The 16,856-nt window shown below is 37.7% G+C and carries 16 protein-coding genes; all 16 read right to left on the bottom strand.

From position 1 onward, the window contains the following. Positions 1–255 precede the first annotated feature (255 nt). Complete coding sequence (spoVT, locus tag ABDZ84_RS14850; RefSeq protein WP_205389398.1) at positions 256–792, bottom strand: stage V sporulation protein T; 537 nt, start codon at positions 790–792, stop codon at positions 256–258. 136 nt (positions 793–928) lie between these two features. Beyond that, the gene (gene mfd, locus ABDZ84_RS14845; RefSeq protein WP_281949699.1) at positions 929–4,450 is read right to left on the bottom strand and encodes a transcription-repair coupling factor; all 3,522 of its coding nucleotides are present in this window, start codon (positions 4,448–4,450) and stop codon (positions 929–931) included. 280 nt (positions 4,451–4,730) lie between these two features. Continuing rightward, positions 4,731–4,952, bottom strand: coding sequence for an anti-sigma-F factor Fin (gene fin / locus ABDZ84_RS14840; protein ID WP_308036030.1), 222 nt, complete (start codon positions 4,950–4,952; stop codon positions 4,731–4,733). A gap of 133 nt (positions 4,953–5,085) precedes the next feature. Then, positions 5,086–5,646 (bottom strand): aminoacyl-tRNA hydrolase, encoded by a 561-nt coding sequence (gene pth, locus ABDZ84_RS14835; protein ID WP_026680179.1) that lies wholly within the window; start codon positions 5,644–5,646, stop codon positions 5,086–5,088. A 152-nt stretch (positions 5,647–5,798) separates the two neighbouring features. Beyond that, positions 5,799–6,437 (bottom strand): 50S ribosomal protein L25/general stress protein Ctc, encoded by a 639-nt coding sequence (locus ABDZ84_RS14830; protein WP_026680178.1) that lies wholly within the window; start codon positions 6,435–6,437, stop codon positions 5,799–5,801. Positions 6,438–6,584: 147 nt separating this feature from the next. Further along, positions 6,585–7,538: a ribose-phosphate diphosphokinase gene (locus tag ABDZ84_RS14825; protein WP_026680177.1), complete on the bottom strand. Its 954-nt coding sequence runs from the start codon at positions 7,536–7,538 to the stop codon at positions 6,585–6,587. 16 nt (positions 7,539–7,554) lie between these two features. Then, positions 7,555–8,934: a bifunctional UDP-N-acetylglucosamine diphosphorylase/glucosamine-1-phosphate N-acetyltransferase GlmU gene (gene glmU / locus ABDZ84_RS14820; protein WP_026680176.1), complete on the bottom strand. Its 1,380-nt coding sequence runs from the start codon at positions 8,932–8,934 to the stop codon at positions 7,555–7,557. A 544-nt stretch (positions 8,935–9,478) separates the two neighbouring features. Next, positions 9,479–9,769: a septation regulator SpoVG gene (gene spoVG / locus ABDZ84_RS14815; RefSeq protein WP_026680175.1), complete on the bottom strand. Its 291-nt coding sequence runs from the start codon at positions 9,767–9,769 to the stop codon at positions 9,479–9,481. A 127-nt stretch (positions 9,770–9,896) separates the two neighbouring features. Next, complete coding sequence (gene purR, locus ABDZ84_RS14810; RefSeq protein WP_343782054.1) at positions 9,897–10,724, bottom strand: pur operon repressor; 828 nt, start codon at positions 10,722–10,724, stop codon at positions 9,897–9,899. A gap of 64 nt (positions 10,725–10,788) precedes the next feature. Next, positions 10,789–11,640, bottom strand: coding sequence for a 4-(cytidine 5'-diphospho)-2-C-methyl-D-erythritol kinase (ispE, locus tag ABDZ84_RS14805; RefSeq protein WP_026680173.1), 852 nt, complete (start codon positions 11,638–11,640; stop codon positions 10,789–10,791). Between the two features lie 108 nt (positions 11,641–11,748). Continuing rightward, positions 11,749–11,931, bottom strand: a complete 183-nt coding sequence (locus tag ABDZ84_RS14800; RefSeq protein ID WP_026680172.1) for a small, acid-soluble spore protein, alpha/beta type — start codon at positions 11,929–11,931, stop codon at positions 11,749–11,751. 202 nt (positions 11,932–12,133) lie between these two features. Continuing rightward, positions 12,134–12,400: a biofilm formation stimulator Veg gene (veg, locus tag ABDZ84_RS14795; protein ID WP_026680171.1), complete on the bottom strand. Its 267-nt coding sequence runs from the start codon at positions 12,398–12,400 to the stop codon at positions 12,134–12,136. Positions 12,401–12,667: 267 nt separating this feature from the next. Then, positions 12,668–13,537 (bottom strand): sporulation peptidase YabG, encoded by an 870-nt coding sequence (yabG, locus tag ABDZ84_RS14790; protein ID WP_026680170.1) that lies wholly within the window; start codon positions 13,535–13,537, stop codon positions 12,668–12,670. A gap of 438 nt (positions 13,538–13,975) precedes the next feature. Further along, a complete protein-coding gene (gene rsmA / locus ABDZ84_RS14785; protein ID WP_026680169.1) occupies positions 13,976–14,860 on the bottom strand; it encodes a 16S rRNA (adenine(1518)-N(6)/adenine(1519)-N(6))-dimethyltransferase RsmA in 885 nt (294 codons plus the stop codon). After that, positions 14,853–15,425, bottom strand: coding sequence for a ribonuclease M5 (rnmV, locus tag ABDZ84_RS14780; RefSeq protein WP_121605829.1), 573 nt, complete (start codon positions 15,423–15,425; stop codon positions 14,853–14,855). The genes rsmA and rnmV overlap by 8 nt, the downstream gene beginning before the upstream one ends. A gap of 69 nt (positions 15,426–15,494) precedes the next feature. Next, complete coding sequence (locus ABDZ84_RS14775; RefSeq protein ID WP_026680167.1) at positions 15,495–16,730, bottom strand: resuscitation-promoting factor; 1,236 nt, start codon at positions 16,728–16,730, stop codon at positions 15,495–15,497. Positions 16,731–16,856 lie beyond the last annotated feature (126 nt).

Here is a 16,856-nt window from a genome sequence, read left to right as displayed (position 1 = left end):
CGAAAGCGAAGTAATTAGTCGGAGCATTGCCAATATACATCAAACATTTCAAAATAACTACTTGGCTTAAAGCAGTCATTGCGCTGATTTTATACTTTCTTAACTTATAAAAAAAGCCATCTACCAAAGAATATACTTTGGCTAGATGGCTTGCTTTTTCAATCAAGAAATACGTTTCCCTACTAGATATAGGATCCAGCTATTTTAACAAGCTATTACAAAATATAGAATACGCTCCAAATCCTTTATGAAGTATTATTCCATTTGCTTAGCTAAGAAGCTTGCAGCTGTTTCTACAGCTTTTTGCTCAACCTTACTAAATGCATCCCCTTCTTTGGAAAACACCATTACACAGCCAATTGCGTCACCGTTGGCAATAATTGGACTAACACAATAAGAATTCAACTCTTGCTCATTACCATCTGTTACTTCTAGCTGCTTCGCTTCTTTTTCAAATACTTGCGTACGATTTTCAATGATCTTCGCTAACTGAGCACCAATGCTTTTGTTTAAATAATCTTTCTTTGACTCCCCTGCAACTGCAATGACTTCATCACGATCTGAAATAATTACGGGTGACTGAAGCGAATCAAACAAAGCTTCTGCATATTCTTTCGCAAAATGCCCTAACTCATTAATTGGAGAATATTTTTTAAGAATTACTTCTCCTTCTCTATCCACAAAAATTTCTAGTGGATCTCCTTCTCTAATTCGTAGCGTCCTTCTGATTTCTTTTGGAATTACTACTCTTCCTAAATCATCAATACGACGGACAATTCCTGTTGCTTTCATACTAAGTAGCCTCACTTTCTAATGATGATTACTGCTCGTTTTTACACTAGTAAATCTTATCTCTTCGTGTAAAAATCACCAGGTGTGTTTTTAGTATGATGCAAAGCAGGATATCTATACATGAAGTACCAAAATTTTACGCATCTCGATTCGCTTTAGTTAATTTACCTATAAAATCTTCAACAATCTCATATCGTTGGTGCTTGTTATCCCTTGTATATTTAAACACGATCTTCAATTTATTGTTTTCTGTTCCCAATTGAACACCACGGCCAAATGTATTAGCAATTTCAAATAATTTAGCACCATCAATTTGTTGACTTCGATTTTCATCAACGAGCATTTCAATTTTATTCCCTTTCTCACTAAGTGAAGCCACACGTTCTTTCTTTGCAACCATCTTCAGTACAGTTACTGTGAATAAATGCTCTACTTCTTCTGGATAATCGCCAAATCGATCTATCAATTCATCTCGTAAATCTTCTACGTCATTTGTAGAAGCAATAGACTGAAATTGTTTATATATTCCGATTTTTTGCTTCTCGTCCTTAATATACGTATCAGGAATATATGCATCAATGCTCAATGCCAACTCCGTGTCAAATGGTGTGATTTCTTCAATTTCTTTTCCTTCTTTACGCGCATCAATGGCGTCTTTTAACATTTGCGAATACATATCAAAGCCTACAGAATCAATAAATCCATGCTGTTGTGCACCAAGGAGATTACCCGCTCCACGGATAGATAAGTCCCGCATAGCAATTTTAAAACCTGACCCAAGTTCAGTAAACTCCTTAATCGCCTGTAATCGTTTCTCAGCAACCTCTGTTAATACCTTATCCTTCTTATACGTAAAGTACGCATAAGCAACTCGATTTGATCGTCCTACACGACCTCTTAGTTGATACAGTTGACTTAATCCCATACGATCGGCATCATTTACGATTAATGTATTTACATTCGGAATATCTACTCCCGTTTCGATAATGGTTGTACTTACAAGCACATCGTATTCACCTTCTAAGAAAGCGAAAATAATATTTTCCAGTTCCGATTCGTTCATCTGACCATGAGCTACAGCAATTCTTGCGTCAACAAGCATACCAAGGTCTCTTGCTACTTTATCTATGTTCTCTACCCGGTTATACAAGAAGAAGACCTGACCACCACGGGCCATCTCTCGTTCAATTGCCTCACGCATAAAAATTGGATTATACTCCATTACATATGTCTGAATTGGGAAACGATTTTCTGGTGGGGTTTCGATTACCGATAAATCCCGTACCCCTAGCATCGACATATGCAATGTCCTAGGAATAGGTGTAGCCGTTAGTGTAAGCACATCCACATTTGTTTTTAATTGTTTAATTTTTTCCTTATGTTTAACACCAAATCGTTGTTCTTCATCAACAATCAACAGGCCTAAATCACTATATTGTACATCCTTAGATAAAACACGGTGTGTACCAATAACGATGTCCACGGTTCCTTTCCTTAATCCATCAATCGTTTCTTTTTGTTGCTTTCGTGTTCGAAACCTACTTAATAATCCTATCGTTATAGCATGATCCTGAAAACGCTCGCGAATTGTTTCAAAGTGCTGCTGGGCCAAAATCGTTGTTGGAACTAGAATAGCAACTTGTTTACCATCCGCGATCGCTTTAAAAGCTGCACGAATTGCTACTTCTGTTTTTCCATACCCTACATCACCACAAAGCAGTCGGTCCATTGGACGTTCTCTTTCCATATCTTGTTTAATCTCTTCAATACAACGAAGTTGATCTTCTGTTTCTTGATACGGAAAAGACGCTTCAAATTCACGCTGCATTTCAGTATCCTCAGAAAATGCGTAACCCTTCTTCGCTTCTCTTTCTGCATAAAGCTTAATAAGATCATCTGCAATGTCTTCAACAGAGGACTGTACTTTTCGCTTTACCTTTGTCCATTCACTGCCGCCTAGTTTATACAGCTTCGGCTCTTTTCCTTCTGAACCAACAAACTTTTGAACTTGATCAATTTGATCTATTGGCACAAAAAGCTTATCATCACCAGAATACTTGATAAGCATATAATCCTTATGAAGATCATTTACTTGCAACGTTTCAATGCCTAAATATTTCCCAATTCCATGGTTCGCATGAACAACATAATCGCCAACCTTTAACTCCTGATAATTCTTGATTCGTTCGGCATTCGAAATTTTTTGCTGTTTTCGAGCTCGCTTGGTACGCTTTTTAAATAATTCCTGTTCTGTAATAAGCACCAATTTATGCATCGGTAACTCAATACCACTCGTAATATTCCCTGTAGCTATTGTAGGTTTGTCTACAGGAAGCTGTAAATCACTGGCTAACCCCACATCGATATCATAATCCATGAAAATGGAATGAATTTTTTCTGCACGCTTAGAATCGGGAGCTAATACGACAACCGAATACTCACCTTTTTCCCAGCGCTTTAACTCATTTTTAAATAAATGCATTTGCCCATGAAATTCTTGCATAGGTCTTGAAGACAAATTAATAATATTTTGCGGTTGTGTGTTTGGAATATGGCGTAAAAATACGGACATATATAAACGTGGCTGCTTCATATTTGACCAAATCGTATGCCAATCGAATGAAAATATACTGTCCTTCACCATCTGATTGGACTCCAACAAACTACTGTACCAATCAGCCTCCTCCGAATCCAGGTGCACCGCTGTCTCCTGTATACGGCTCATCTCATCAAGTATGATTTGTCCATCACTCGGCATATAATCTAGTAAACTAGCAGGGTTTTTGTAAAGATAGCCGATGTATTTATACATTTCCGGAAAGTGCTCTAAGTTTTTTAAGCGCTCAATATCCCTCTCCATGACCTCTAATAGTTTTTCTTTTGACTCTTTAGATTTCAACGATTTCAACGTTTTGGAAAGCGCTTCCTCAAGACGCTCCCCTCCAGCATGGATATCAGATTGTGATAAAAGTAGCTCTGTTGCCGGTCCAATTATTATTTCCTGTAATTTATCCAGTGAACGTTGGGTATCTGCATCAAAATATCGAATAGAATCGATTTCTTCATCAAACAACTCAATTCGAATTGGATGTTGTTCGGTTATTGGGTAAATATCAATAATTCCACCACGCCTGCTAAATTCTCCAGGAGTTGTTACCATCGATACTCGTTCATAACCCATATCTACCATCGAATTAAGATATTGTTCTACATCAATATCCTCCCCAACTGTAAATGGCAGCTGATAATTACTCCAATATTCTGGCGGAGGTAGTATACGCTTCAAAGCAGCAACAGGAGCAATTAATATACCAGATTTCTTCTTCGTCCAAGCGGTTAAGGATTCAATTCTCTGACTACGTAATTCAGGACTTGCTATTGCAATCTCTGAAGCAATTAATTCATTCACCGGATAGAGATGCACATCATCATCTCCCATAAAAGCTGTGAGGTCATCATATAACTGTTGCGCTTGAACTAATTGATGTGTAACTAATAATACCGGTTTATGAATAGAAGTATGAATGATAGAAACCAATAGACTTCTCGCCGAGCCAGACAGACCGGCAACAAGTTGCTCTTCCATTCCACTAGAAATTCCATGTATAATCGATTTTATATCATCTTTTGATTGTAAATAATTTTGAATACCTTTCATTACTAAACCTCCACGTACATAGGGTGTGCTAAAAGCGCATTGGCTTACTTACCTTTAACCTATCCTAATATTCATTCTTACATGACATTCTACATCTTTCATAGCTGATAAAGTCAAAGTGAGTTATCCACGATAATATGGACAAATACACCCTATGGACCAAATCCTTTTCTATCATTCTCTTTCAAACTAAAAGAAACGATCAAAGCCTCAATAACTATATCTGTGAAAGAAGCGCAAAAATGCCTTGGTTATTACACCAAAGCCTTTGCTGGTTATATTACTGAATAAAAAAATCTAGCTCATGGTAATGTGGATGATGTCCTAAGGCATCTTCACAATTTTCACAAATAGCTTCAATCTGCACATCACCATTTGACTTATATGTGATCATCTCTTCTTTTTCCTTTGCTGTCAATTGATCCAAACCCAGCATAGATGTATCAACTACCTGCTGTTTCAGTCTTCCTATTTCCTGACCGCAGTGTTTGCAAGTATACACAATAGACAAACTGGGAACCTCCTCGAATAACTTTCAACTCATATTAAAAGTTTATCCGAAAAACGCTTATCTTATACAATAAATAAAAGCTCCCGTTGCTATATGAATGTATGTATCCTATCCTATGAAAGCATCATTGATTATATTCATTCATTACCTGCGAAAACGAGGCGCTTAGCCATGCTTCACATGCATCCGCGGCTCTTCCAATACTGTCAGATACAGCTTCTGATTCTCCCTTTGAAAAATTACTAAGAACATAATCTACAACTGAAACAGAAGACGTTGGCCTTCCTACACCTATTCTGATCCGTTTAAAATCTTTTGTACCTAAATGATCGATAATGGAACGAATACCATTATGTCCGCCATGTCCGCCTTTTTGACGTAACCGGATTTTCCCAACAGGTAAATCTAAATCATCATAGATAATTAATATATCTTCTAGTTTTATATCATAATAATCCATTAATGGTCTAACAGCATCGCCGGATAGGTTCATAAAGGTCTGTGGTTCTAGGAGCAATACCTTTTCTCCGTCCAAGTGAACAATCGTATAATCACCCTTATACTTGGACTTATTCAACTTCCATGAATGACGATGAAGTAATTCATCAATGACCATGAACCCAACATTATGCCTTGTACCATTATATTTCTTACCAGGGTTACCTAATCCAATTATACATTTCATTTGCTTCTTCCTTTATCAGAAAATCTTTCCTAGAAAGTATCATACAATACAACAAACCCTCCTGTACAGGAGGGAGTCACTCATTGTTATATAATTTACATGTTTATCCCATATGAACGGGAAGTAAAACCATCAATGATGGAATGGTTGCTTTATTCCTTTTTTGCATCTGCATCATCTTCAGCACCTACTAATTTAGGCTCAGCATTCTCATCTGGAGTCTCTTCCACATCTTCCAATGTGTCAGGAGCCAATACCGTTGCAATCGTAGTGTCACTATCTTCAAGTACTTCGTAATTTCCTTTAATCGTTATATCCGAGACAGATATGCTATCTCCAATCTTAAGGTCTGTAATATCCACGATAATTTCCTCTGGAATATTTCCAGGTTTTGCTCGAACTTGTAACTCATACATTGGCTGTTGAAGTACGCCACCATCTTTTGTCCCTTGAGCTTCACCTTCTAAACGAAGCGCAACCTCAACATCCATCTCTTCAGCCATATTAACGATATAAAAGTCTGCATGAATTAGCTCGTCCTTCAATGGATCAATTTGGTAATCGTGTAACATAACATCTACCGATTTATTGTTTTCCACATTTAGCGTAATAATAGCATTTTTCCCTTCATCTCGAACCGTCTTTATTAATTCAATGCTATCTACAGATATGGATTCCGAATCCTTTTCTTTTCCGTAGATAACAGCTGGTACTCTACCACTATTTCGTATTTCCTTTGTTGCCGATTTAGTAAGATCCTCTCGTAATGTTGCTTCTAATTTAACTGCCACGTACATCACCCTCCAAGTTATTAGAAAAATCCTAGGCTTTTAGTTATAAGCCCTTTCTTCTTTTCTACTTTGTCTGTGTAATTCATGCAGTTGTCTATAAAAAAACATTCATATAGAGAATACCCATTAAATGCAATATCTAAACATTTAATCGAATAAGATACTTACTGATTGCAATTCGTGGACACGAATAATTGCCTCGCCAATTAACGGCGCAACCGATAACTGAGTAATTTTATTAAGCTGCTTGTCCTCTGGTAAAGGAATCGAATTCGTAATAACAAGTTCCTTGATTTTAGAGTCATTAATACGTTCAATCGCTGGACCAGATAATACTGGATGTGTACAACACGCATATACCGCTTTAGCACCATTTTCTACCAATGCATTTGCAGCAAGTGTAATAGTTCCTGCTGTATCAATAATATCGTCTATTAGAATAGCTGTCTTGCCTTCAATATTACCAACGATATTCATAACCTCGGCAACGTTAGGGCGAGGTCTACGTTTATCAATAATACCTATTGGCGCTTTTAGTCGATCAGCCATTTTACGAGCACGTGTAACTCCACCGTGATCTGGAGACATAATAATAATATCTTCTAAGCTCTTCGCTTCAAAATAATCAGACAGAATAGGAACACCTTGTAGGTGATCTATAGGGATATCAAAAAATCCTTGGATTTGTGGAGCATGTAAATCCAATGTAATGACACGATCGGCACCAGACGTTTCTAATAGATTTGCAACAAGCTTAGCAGCAATCGGTTCACGAGAACGAGCCTTACGATCTTGTCTAGCATATCCATAATATGGCATTACAATATTTATGGATTTAGCAGACGCTCGCTTCAAAGCGTCAATCATAATTAATAACTCCATAATATGCTGATTTACCGGGGAACATGTAGATTGTACAACGTATACATCACAACCACGTACACTTTCTTCGATGTTGATCTGAATTTCACCATCACTAAAGCGAGATACAGTACATTTACCAAGCATTGTACCAATATGCTCCGCAATATCTTCAGCAAGTTTAGGATTAGAATTTAATGTGAACACTTTCAAAGATGTATCTTTGTAAGTAGATGCCATGAGTTAGAACCCTCCGTTAGTCTTTTTGTCTGTTTTTAATTTTTGACGCATATCCTTCTTTATTCGTTTGTCTAGCTCTAGCTACAGACAAAGAATCTTCCGGTACATCTTTAGTAATTGTTGAACCAGCCGCCACATAGGATCCTTTTCCGACAGTAACTGGAGCAATTAGATTAGAATTACATCCAATAAATGCATCATCTTCTATCGTCGTCAAATATTTATGCTTTCCATCATAGTTTACTGTTATTGTACCACAACCAATATTGACATTGCTGCCAACTTTTGCGTCACCAATATAGCTTAAATGTGATACTTTACTCTTCTCAGCTAAATCGGTCTTCTTAATCTCTACAAAATTTCCAACTTTTGCTTGATCACCTATGGAGCTTTCTGGACGAATATGTGCAAATGGCCCAATTTTGACATGATTACCAATCTTACTATCACTAGCAACACTTTGTTTAATAACAGTCCCATTCCCCACGTAACAATTCGTAACTTCTGAATGTGGTCCAATTTCTGCATTGCCTTTTATAACCGTATCACCCTTTAATATCGTTCCAGGATGGATGATGGTATCCGGCTCTATCTCTACATCTGGTTCAATATACGTATTATCCGGATCGATTATCGCTACGCCATTTCGTAAGTGCTTTTTATTAATGCGTTGTTTCATGGTTTTTTCTGCTTCTGCTAAGGCTATACGGTCATTTACTCCTAGTGTTTCCTCAAAACTAGCTGTCATAAATGCACTGACCTTATCACCCTGTTTTTGAAGGATTTCGATAACATCCGGTAAATAGTATTCACCTTGTGCGTTATCATTGGACACATTTTGCAACGCCTGAAATAGTGCTTGATTATCAAAACAATATGTACCTGTATTAATTTCATCAACGAGTAGTTCTTTTTCGGTGGCATCTTTTTGTTCTACGATTCTTTCTACTTCATCAACCGCATTGCGAATAACTCTACCATAGCCATATGGATTTGGAGCTTTTGCGGTTAATACAGTTGCTTTAGCACCTGTCTGCTCATGATGGTCAAATAGTGCTTGATACGTTTCGCTCGTTATTAAAGGGGTATCTCCGCAAACTACTAGTGTTGTTCCTTCAGTTTCTTTTAATAAATCCTCTGCTTGGAGCACTGCATGCCCCGTTCCTAATTGCTCTTCTTGAATAACAAATTTACTTTCGTCGCCAATTTGCTCTTTAACCATATCTGCACCAAAGCCTACTACTGTAACAATTTCATCTGGCTTCACTGTGTTTATCTGATCAATGACATGCTTTACCATTGGACGACCTGCTACGGGATGGAGTACTTTGTATAGCTTAGATTTCATTCTCGTACCCTGACCCGCTGCTAAAACAACAGCATATCGCTTCGTCATAAGGAAACCTCCATCAATTCGATTTATCCATAATGAATATTATCTTAAAACCCTTTTCATTTCAATAGATAAAGCGTATAAAACAAGGTCCTCGGTAATGTAAAACTTTCCATACTTACCGCCTTTATGCACGTCTCAAGAAAAATACAGAGCGATTCGATTCATTCTAATAAGCTTAAGTAGACAAAAGCACAAAAACGATTCGAGCGAAAAAGGAGGCTTTGCGCTAGTTAGCAAATAAAATTATATTTTTTTAGACACAAAAACATTACTAAATCGCTTGCAAAAGAACAAAAGTCGCAAGCCTCCGATTAGAAACGCAGCGACTGGAGCGAGTCAACGGAGATAAAGGAATCACGGTGAGTTTTCTTATCGTAGGGCGATTCGTGAAGTTGCCTAGTTTCTGGGCGCTGGAGCTGGACGCGGCTCAACACGTCCATATTTATCCACATGGGCTACTTTTAAAATTTTCTAGACTACAAAAAAAGAAGGCTAACCTGATGTAGATTAGACCTCTAGTTGCATCCCAAATATTGTGTGCATATTAGGAAGCTCCAGCTTCTTCATACTCCACTTCAGCTTCTCCTGCACGATGGTATTCTTCTAATACAGCATCTTGAATCTTAGCACGTGTCCCAGAATTTATAGGATGTGCAATGTCTCTAAACTCCCCATCCGGTGTTCGTTTGGATGGCATAGCAACGAATAGTCCATTATTCCCATCAATAACACGGATATCATGAACTACAAATTCTTGATCCAAAGTAATCGATGCAATCGCTCGCATTCTTCCTTCCGTATTAACGCGGCGCAACCTAACGTCAGTTACTTCCATGATGTATCACCACCTTTTCCCATTTGAATCTATATTATCTAGTTCAACAAAACTATTTAAAATCCTGCTAAATTATTAAAAAAAATAAAATATTTTCAAATGGATGGAAAAAACAGGTGTTTTTGCCTTACTTACGACCGCCTATTTCTACAAAATTACCAGGATGAACCTCAATGCTTTTAGCTTTAAGATCGACATTTGATATTTTAATTAAGGAAGTATAATTTTCTACAACCCTTTCTTCTTCTTCATCGTCCGCCTCAGCCAATACACCTATTGCCTTCACTTGAGCATTGAATTCTTCTAATAAGTTAATCATTCCAGTAATTGTTCCACCAGCCTTCATGAAATCATCAATAATGCAGACATTTGCACCTTCTCCCAAGCTCCGTTTTGGAAGAACCATTGTTTGAATCTTTCTTGAGGAGCCAGATACATAATTTATACTAACGGATGACCCTTCGGTTACTTTGGGGTCTCTTCGCACAATTACTACAGGGACGTCAAGAAAAGAAGCCACCGAGTAGGCTAAAGGAATACCTTTTGTAGCAACCGTGACAACAACATCAATTTCCATCTGCGAAAATGCAGAAGCAAAAACCCGACCTATTTCTCTTACTGTTTTCGGATTACCTAAGAGGTCACTCATGTAAAGGTAACCACCAGGCAGAATTCGTACCGGATCCGCTAACTGGTGACACATTTCATGAATGAATGCTTCACTCTTTTCATGTAAATACTCTGGGATATACTTCACACCACCACCAGCTCCGGTGGTCCGTTGCAAATAACCCAATCCTTCATTACGAAATACAGCATCAATAATATCCATATCTTCGCTTACGGAAGCCTTCGTTGTTTCTAACCTATTTACGAAATAAGGTAACTGTTTATGCAATCTTGGATTCTCAAGAAAATAATTAGTCAACGCGACTAAACGATTACTTCTTTTCATAACTACACCTCAAAACCGAATATTTCCCTTTAATATACCATTATCATATGTGTTTTATCAATATTTAACCTAAAAGACGTACAAAATATACTTCATCACAAAATCCGCGCATACCGTTATAAATTCTTTTTGCCTTGCTTTCTTGCTCAACTAGACCATATACAGTAGGCCCACTTCCGCTCATTAATACACCTGAGGCTCCTGCTTGTCTCATTGCATCTTTGATCCGTTGCACTTCAGGGTATAATTGTACAGTAATTGCTTCTAAATTATTTCCTGTACTTCTGCAAAGCAGCTCAAAATCATTTGCTCTTAACGCTTGGATCACTCCTTGTGTTTGCTGATGAGCAAGTTCATCCACGATAATTCGCTGAAAAATGGTTCTAGATGACACACCTATGTCTGGCTTGGCTAAAATGACCCAGCATGGCGGAGGCGCTGGTAGGGCATTAATCACTTCTCCTCGCCCACTAGCTAGCGCGGTCTTACCATAGACACAGAATGGTACATCTGTTCCAAGTGTCGCGCCTAAATTTGCTAGTTCATCCATCGGTATATGTAGTGACCAAAGCCTGTTTAAACCTCTTAGAACAGCTGCAGCATCTGTGCTCCCTCCTCCTAATCCTGCTGAAACGGGTATGCTTTTCTCAATTTTGATATGAACCCCTCTACGAATTCCGTATTTCCGCTTAATTGCATCTGCAGCTTTATACGCTAAGTTCCGTTCATCGCTTGGCACAAATCTACTTTCCAACGAGATCTCTATTCTGTCCTGATTCAATTCAAATAATTCGATACGGTCAGACAAGTCTATTGACGTCATAATCATTTCAACGTTGTGATAACCATCATCTCTCTTACTTAACACATCAAGCGATAAGTTAATCTTCGCAGGGGCTTTCTCATAAAGCACCATCACCCGTCACCCTTCTTGTAGATAGATATTAAAATTGTAACATATTACATAATTGGAGGCGACTACAAGCAGGTACAAGTCCCGCCAAAACACAAAAAGGCAAACCCTTTAGGATCTGCCTTTTTGTTGCATGTTTGCTTCAGCAATTTCAATGGCTCGCTTAACCATATTACCAGCATCTCTAGCCTTGATACCGCCCCAACCTTCCTGCTGCACCGTGTCGTAAAATCCTAACTCTTTGGCGATTTCTTCTTTCAAATGGTCTGACATTATTCCACGTCGATTAGCCATGAAAGAACAACTCCCTTCGTATGATGAGTCTTACCTTACGACATTTATAGTTTGTAGCAGATTCGTTGTTTAATTCGCGTTATATGTATACAAAAAAGGAAAAATTTAAATGGAAAGTCAAACTACCTTCGTATAAGTAGTTCATCAAAATTACAGATAATTCAGTTATAAATCTATAAAATAAAAGCAGTAAACCTAAGGGCTACTGCTCAAGCACGGAAGCAATGGTACGTTCGTCTGTAAAACTAAGTTCCACTGTTTCTGTTAAAACGTCTGCATAGCTGTATGAAACACGTTCGAATGCATTTTCTTCTTGGTCAAGCTCAACAATAAACACAGAAGGATACGTTTCTGCTAATATTCCCGACCGCTCAATTGTTTTCCTTCTGCCGCCGTTCGCTCTAAGCTTTAACCGTTTACCAACATGACCTTCAAGACCTTGCTTTATTTCGATTAATGTTTTCGCCACTATACTCCACCTCACTGGATTTAGCATACCATAAACTTGTACAATAGTCAAATAAAACTATTTATTATAACAAGATATCAATTTTAATGTCAACAATTTATTTTGTCTATTTCGCTTATTATTTGGCATATGTTAAGTTTTTATGTATATTTTTTTAAATTAATTGGAACTTTGCTATTTACATGTGTATATTCCATGAAAAAATTACTCGTTCATTTACCAACTTGTACCATTTTTATCCAGCAACCTTACCTGAAGGCAAGTTGCTCATTCGTTTGATTCATCTTCTAAATAGGGTAACCCTGTTCTTAATAATCCTCTCGTTTCTATCCCACCCATTCCTTTATCACCTGTAAGTGTATTTCTTAGTGCTTCCCATACACTAACCTTTTCCATGAATGGTGTATAAGCAATCTTTGCTGCAATATAAACAGGATCTAACGCATGTATATTAATTCGTAGCGGAGAACTTGCGAAATTAGCACCTGCTCGAATTAGTGATTCAAAATGTGATTGGCATGCACCTGCAAAGATAACTAGCTGATCCACATTAGGATTAATCTTTCGTGCTTCTCGTACTGTTTCCACAAAAAACTTAGAATGTCTATATGCACGTATGTCATTTTTTCTGCCCTTGTTCTTGGAAAACGCATCATGTCCTGTAATGACGATAATGTCAGGCTGTATCTTCTCCACCAATTCACCTATTTGTATCGGCATTTCCCTTTCATGTAAATGCACTCCATGTACTTGTAATCCGATTCGTTGATATAATTCAATGCATTTCTTTAAATACATTTGATCGCCGTCTAGATGCAGAACTTTGGCTGGTAATTGAAAAAAAATCGGTTCATGCTGATAGCCTTCGGTTGCGTGATATTCACGTTTCTCTTTCATCAATTGATAGTCCTGCCGAAATAAACGGAAGGAAAATTCCTCTTTTTCCTTTCCTTTTTGTCTACGCTTCTCTAATTCTCTTTCTTGTATCTTCTTTAAATCAGATATAGGCGCATCTGCTTTCAGGCGGATATCTTCACCATATAAATCAGCACTATTTTTTTTCACACTAGCAACCCGAAACAACAAATCATGATTGTAAGATTTTCTTGTAACCAGATCACCCTTCGAATAGTTCATAACTGACACCTCACAGCCTTCCAAAACATTCTGATATAGCGTATGAGTCCATCATAAAATCTGTGCGTTTATTACAGATCACCTATATAATTACTTTTAACTACCTTGGACAGCAAAATGAGAATAAAACATAAAGTAAGTTACTTATAGAAAAAAGCTGAACGATTATTCGAAGCGTTTCAGCTCGCATTCGAATCCGTTCAGCTTTTGTGGGTCAAAACGTTTGTTGCGTTTCAATTTAACCTCATATAGGCAGAATGACTTGAATGCTGCCTAGAGATAATGCTTCGTAATAACCGTCGCAGAAAATGAAGTAGTCTCTCGCAGAGACACCTCTCATCCCAGCATTTTTTATATAGAACCATTCATTTACCATTTTTTCCGTCTCTTAACGGTTAGCGTTTATGTTCTATACCTAATTCACTCTTCATAAGCACATCATGTATTATTATTAACAGCTGAATAAAATGCATTTGCTAATACAGCAAATTCCTCAATAGACAATGATTCTCCACGTCTATTGCCATCAATTCCAGCTTCTTCTAATAGTTGTACAATCGTTTCTTTATCCCAATCAGGTTTAAAATGATTGACTAAATTATTGCGAAGTGTTTTTCTTCGTTGTGCAAAAGAAGCTTTAACAAGCATAAAAAAGAACGTTTCATTGTGCACTTGGACAGGCGGCTTTTCCCGTCTCACTAACTTTAATATGCTGGAATCCACATTAGGCTGTGGCATAAATGCTCGTTTAGGAACATGCATGACCACTTCTGCCTCCGTATAATACTGAACGGCAATGGTCAAGGACCCATAGCTTTTGCTATTGGGCTTAGCTGCCATTCTTTCAGCCACTTCTTTTTGAATCATTACAGTGAAGCTCTCTACAGAAAGATTGTCATGCAAAAGCTTCAGCAAAATAGGTGTAGTGATATAGTAAGGTAAATTTGCAACTAAATGTACCGGTTGTTCCTGCGAAAAGCAGGAGGAAATGACTTCTGATACATTTGCCTTCAAAATATCCTGATGGATAATTTGAATATTTGAGTAGGGTTGTAGGGTATCCTGCAAGACGGGTAATAAACGCTGATCTATTTCAAAAGCAACTACTTTATCTGCATGAATAGCTAATTGCTCTGTCAACGCACCGATACCAGGTCCTATTTCAATTGCACCTGCGTTTTTATCAATTCCTGCATGGGATATGATATTTTCCAATATGTTAGTATCAATTAAAAAATTTTGTCCCAGGCTCTTTTTAAACGAGAAGTTATACTTTGTTAGTATTTCCTTTGTACGTGATGGTGTTGCAATATATTTATTCACTGTCATGCTTTTCCTCCCGCTGTATTTGTGCTAACGCATTATCAAATTCCTCTTTGGTTATTTCGAACATCGACAACCTTTTTAAAAGCTGCTTTCCGTTTGTATGACCAATTTGTAGCAGCTCACCCAATCGTTCCCGTCGTTTCTTTGCTTGCGCCCCTCCGATTAGTCCACTGTTGATTACATTTTCCTTTGCAATTTCACTCGCGTGCGCTTCCTTTAGCTCATATACATCAGCGAGAGCCTTGCGAATCGTTTCAGGTGAAGCGTGTTCTATCCCTAAACTTTTGTTATTAGGATGCTTAGCTCGTGCCTCATGTTGAGTTAAAAACGCATGCTTGCAGCCTGGTACAGCCTGGTCAATAATATGACGAATGCGATCACCAGGATAATCTGGGTCTGTAAAAATAATAATCCCCCGTTTATCCTTCGCATGCTTTATTTGCTTTATAATCGTATCATTAATCGCTGATCCATTTGTTTCAATTGTATCAGCATTAACCGCCTGAAGAATCTTTGTTGTATCATCTCTACCTTCAACAACAATCACTTCTTTTATTTTCACATTTGTTCCTCTTTCTATACCCATAATAAATAATGCTCTTACCACTATATCATGGTAAGAGCATAAATATTAATTAATAACCTTTACTGTTACTGTTTTCCTTCCCCAATTATACGCTGCCTGCTTCGAAGGAACATGAACATCGATGCGATTTCCAACAATATGACCGCCAGTATCAGCAGCTATTGCTTCTCCATAACCTTCTACCCAAACTTTTGAACCTAATGGGATAACACTTGGATCGACAGCTATTACTTTTTTATTCGGATTTGCATTTAAATTGATACCCGTAGATGTATAACCAGAACAGCCGTTACAACTAGCTGTGTACGCACTTGCACTCATTGTAAACACTTTTCCGCCAGAAGGCTTAGAACTTGATTTTTTCTTTGAGCTCGAATGTGACTTCTTGCTCGATAAGGTCACAAGCTTATTTTCCTGTTTCGTACCTACAGCTATAACTCGATTCTCACTTTTTTCAACAACATCCTTGCTTAGAAGCTCGCGGCTAACTTCTTTTCCGTTTTCTTTGACAATCTCATAGACTTTTTTCAGCTTACCGTCTTTCCCTTCCGAAAGAACCCTTTCTTCTCCCTTTGGAAGACTGCTATCTTTTCTTTTCTCTGTCTCGAAGGCAACCGCTTCTGTAACTTCATCCTTAACCTTTTTAACGCGAACAATCGTAATATTCGTATCTTTTTTCACCTTTTCATCCAATGCTGGCTTAATTCTATCCAAGCCTTCCGGATCAAATGAAATGTCTGATTGAGCTAAGATATCTTTTACTGTTCCACCTGTGGTCGGTTTTGATTTTGTTTGGTTGTTTCCATCGTTAATGGTAATCTGGTATGCCTGTTTTACTTGAATATGTAGTCCATCTTCAATGGTATCCCCTTGATTATGTGAGATATCATCATGCTGTTGAAATGAGAGATTCTTTTCTTGTAAAAATTCATCTATTGTGTCTGCAGTTGTATAGAATTCCTGCTTTTCTCCATCGATAGTTACAAAAACCTGCTTGGCTTTGTTGTACTCAATTTCCATACCGTTTTCAATAGAAGCATCTTTACTGTGTGACAAATGATCATGCTCCCCGACGGTAATTCCTACTTCTGCAAGCAGTTCTTCAACGGTATTTTTATGCGTTTTCACTGTTTGTTCTTTACCGTCTTCAGTTATGACTACTTCTGCCTTCGTAGCATCAAATAGTACTAATCCGGAAAATACAACAAGTGCCAAAACACCAATACCTGAAATAACCAGCTTCATTGTCGACGCCGGCATTAGCTTTGAAATCATTCGCATGCTTCTGCCTCCTCTTAATGCATTTTGATTATATTAACAGTTATATGCAAAGTCAAAGTATATCCGATTACGATTAAGTTACAATTAGATTACACATTAATTTGAGGAGCGGATTACTCTTTAATA

The sequence above is a fragment of the Virgibacillus salarius genome, assembly GCF_039521925.1.
GTDB lineage: Bacteria > Bacillota > Bacilli > Bacillales > Amphibacillaceae > Virgibacillus > Virgibacillus salarius.
Note: the sequence above shows the minus strand (reverse complement) of the source record. Positions and strands in the feature narration are given on the sequence as shown.

Coding starts and splice junctions, on each gene's coding strand:
- spoVT (WP_205389398.1), bottom strand. CDS start 792: ATGAAAGCAACAGGAATTGTCCGTCGTATTGATGATTTAGGAAGAGTA.
- mfd (WP_281949699.1), bottom strand. CDS start 4,450: ATGAAAGGTATTCAAAATTATTTACAATCAAAAGATGATATAAAATCG.
- pth (WP_026680179.1), bottom strand. CDS start 5,646: ATGAAATGTATAATTGGATTAGGTAACCCTGGTAAGAAATATAATGGT.
- ABDZ84_RS14825 (WP_026680177.1), bottom strand. CDS start 7,538: ATGGCATCTACTTACAAAGATACATCTTTGAAAGTGTTCACATTAAAT.
- glmU (WP_026680176.1), bottom strand. CDS start 8,934: ATGACGAAGCGATATGCTGTTGTTTTAGCAGCGGGTCAGGGTACGAGA.
- spoVG (WP_026680175.1), bottom strand. CDS start 9,769: ATGGAAGTAACTGACGTTAGGTTGCGCCGCGTTAATACGGAAGGAAGA.
- purR (WP_343782054.1), bottom strand. CDS start 10,724: ATGAAAAGAAGTAATCGTTTAGTCGCGTTGACTAATTATTTTCTTGAG.
- ispE (WP_026680173.1), bottom strand. CDS start 11,640: ATGGTGCTTTATGAGAAAGCCCCTGCGAAGATTAACTTATCGCTTGAT.
- ABDZ84_RS14800 (WP_026680172.1), bottom strand. CDS start 11,931: ATGGCTAATCGACGTGGAATAATGTCAGACCATTTGAAAGAAGAAATC.
- yabG (WP_026680170.1), bottom strand. CDS start 13,537: ATGAACTATTCGAAGGGTGATCTGGTTACAAGAAAATCTTACAATCAT.
- ABDZ84_RS14775 (WP_026680167.1), bottom strand. CDS start 16,730: ATGCGAATGATTTCAAAGCTAATGCCGGCGTCGACAATGAAGCTGGTT.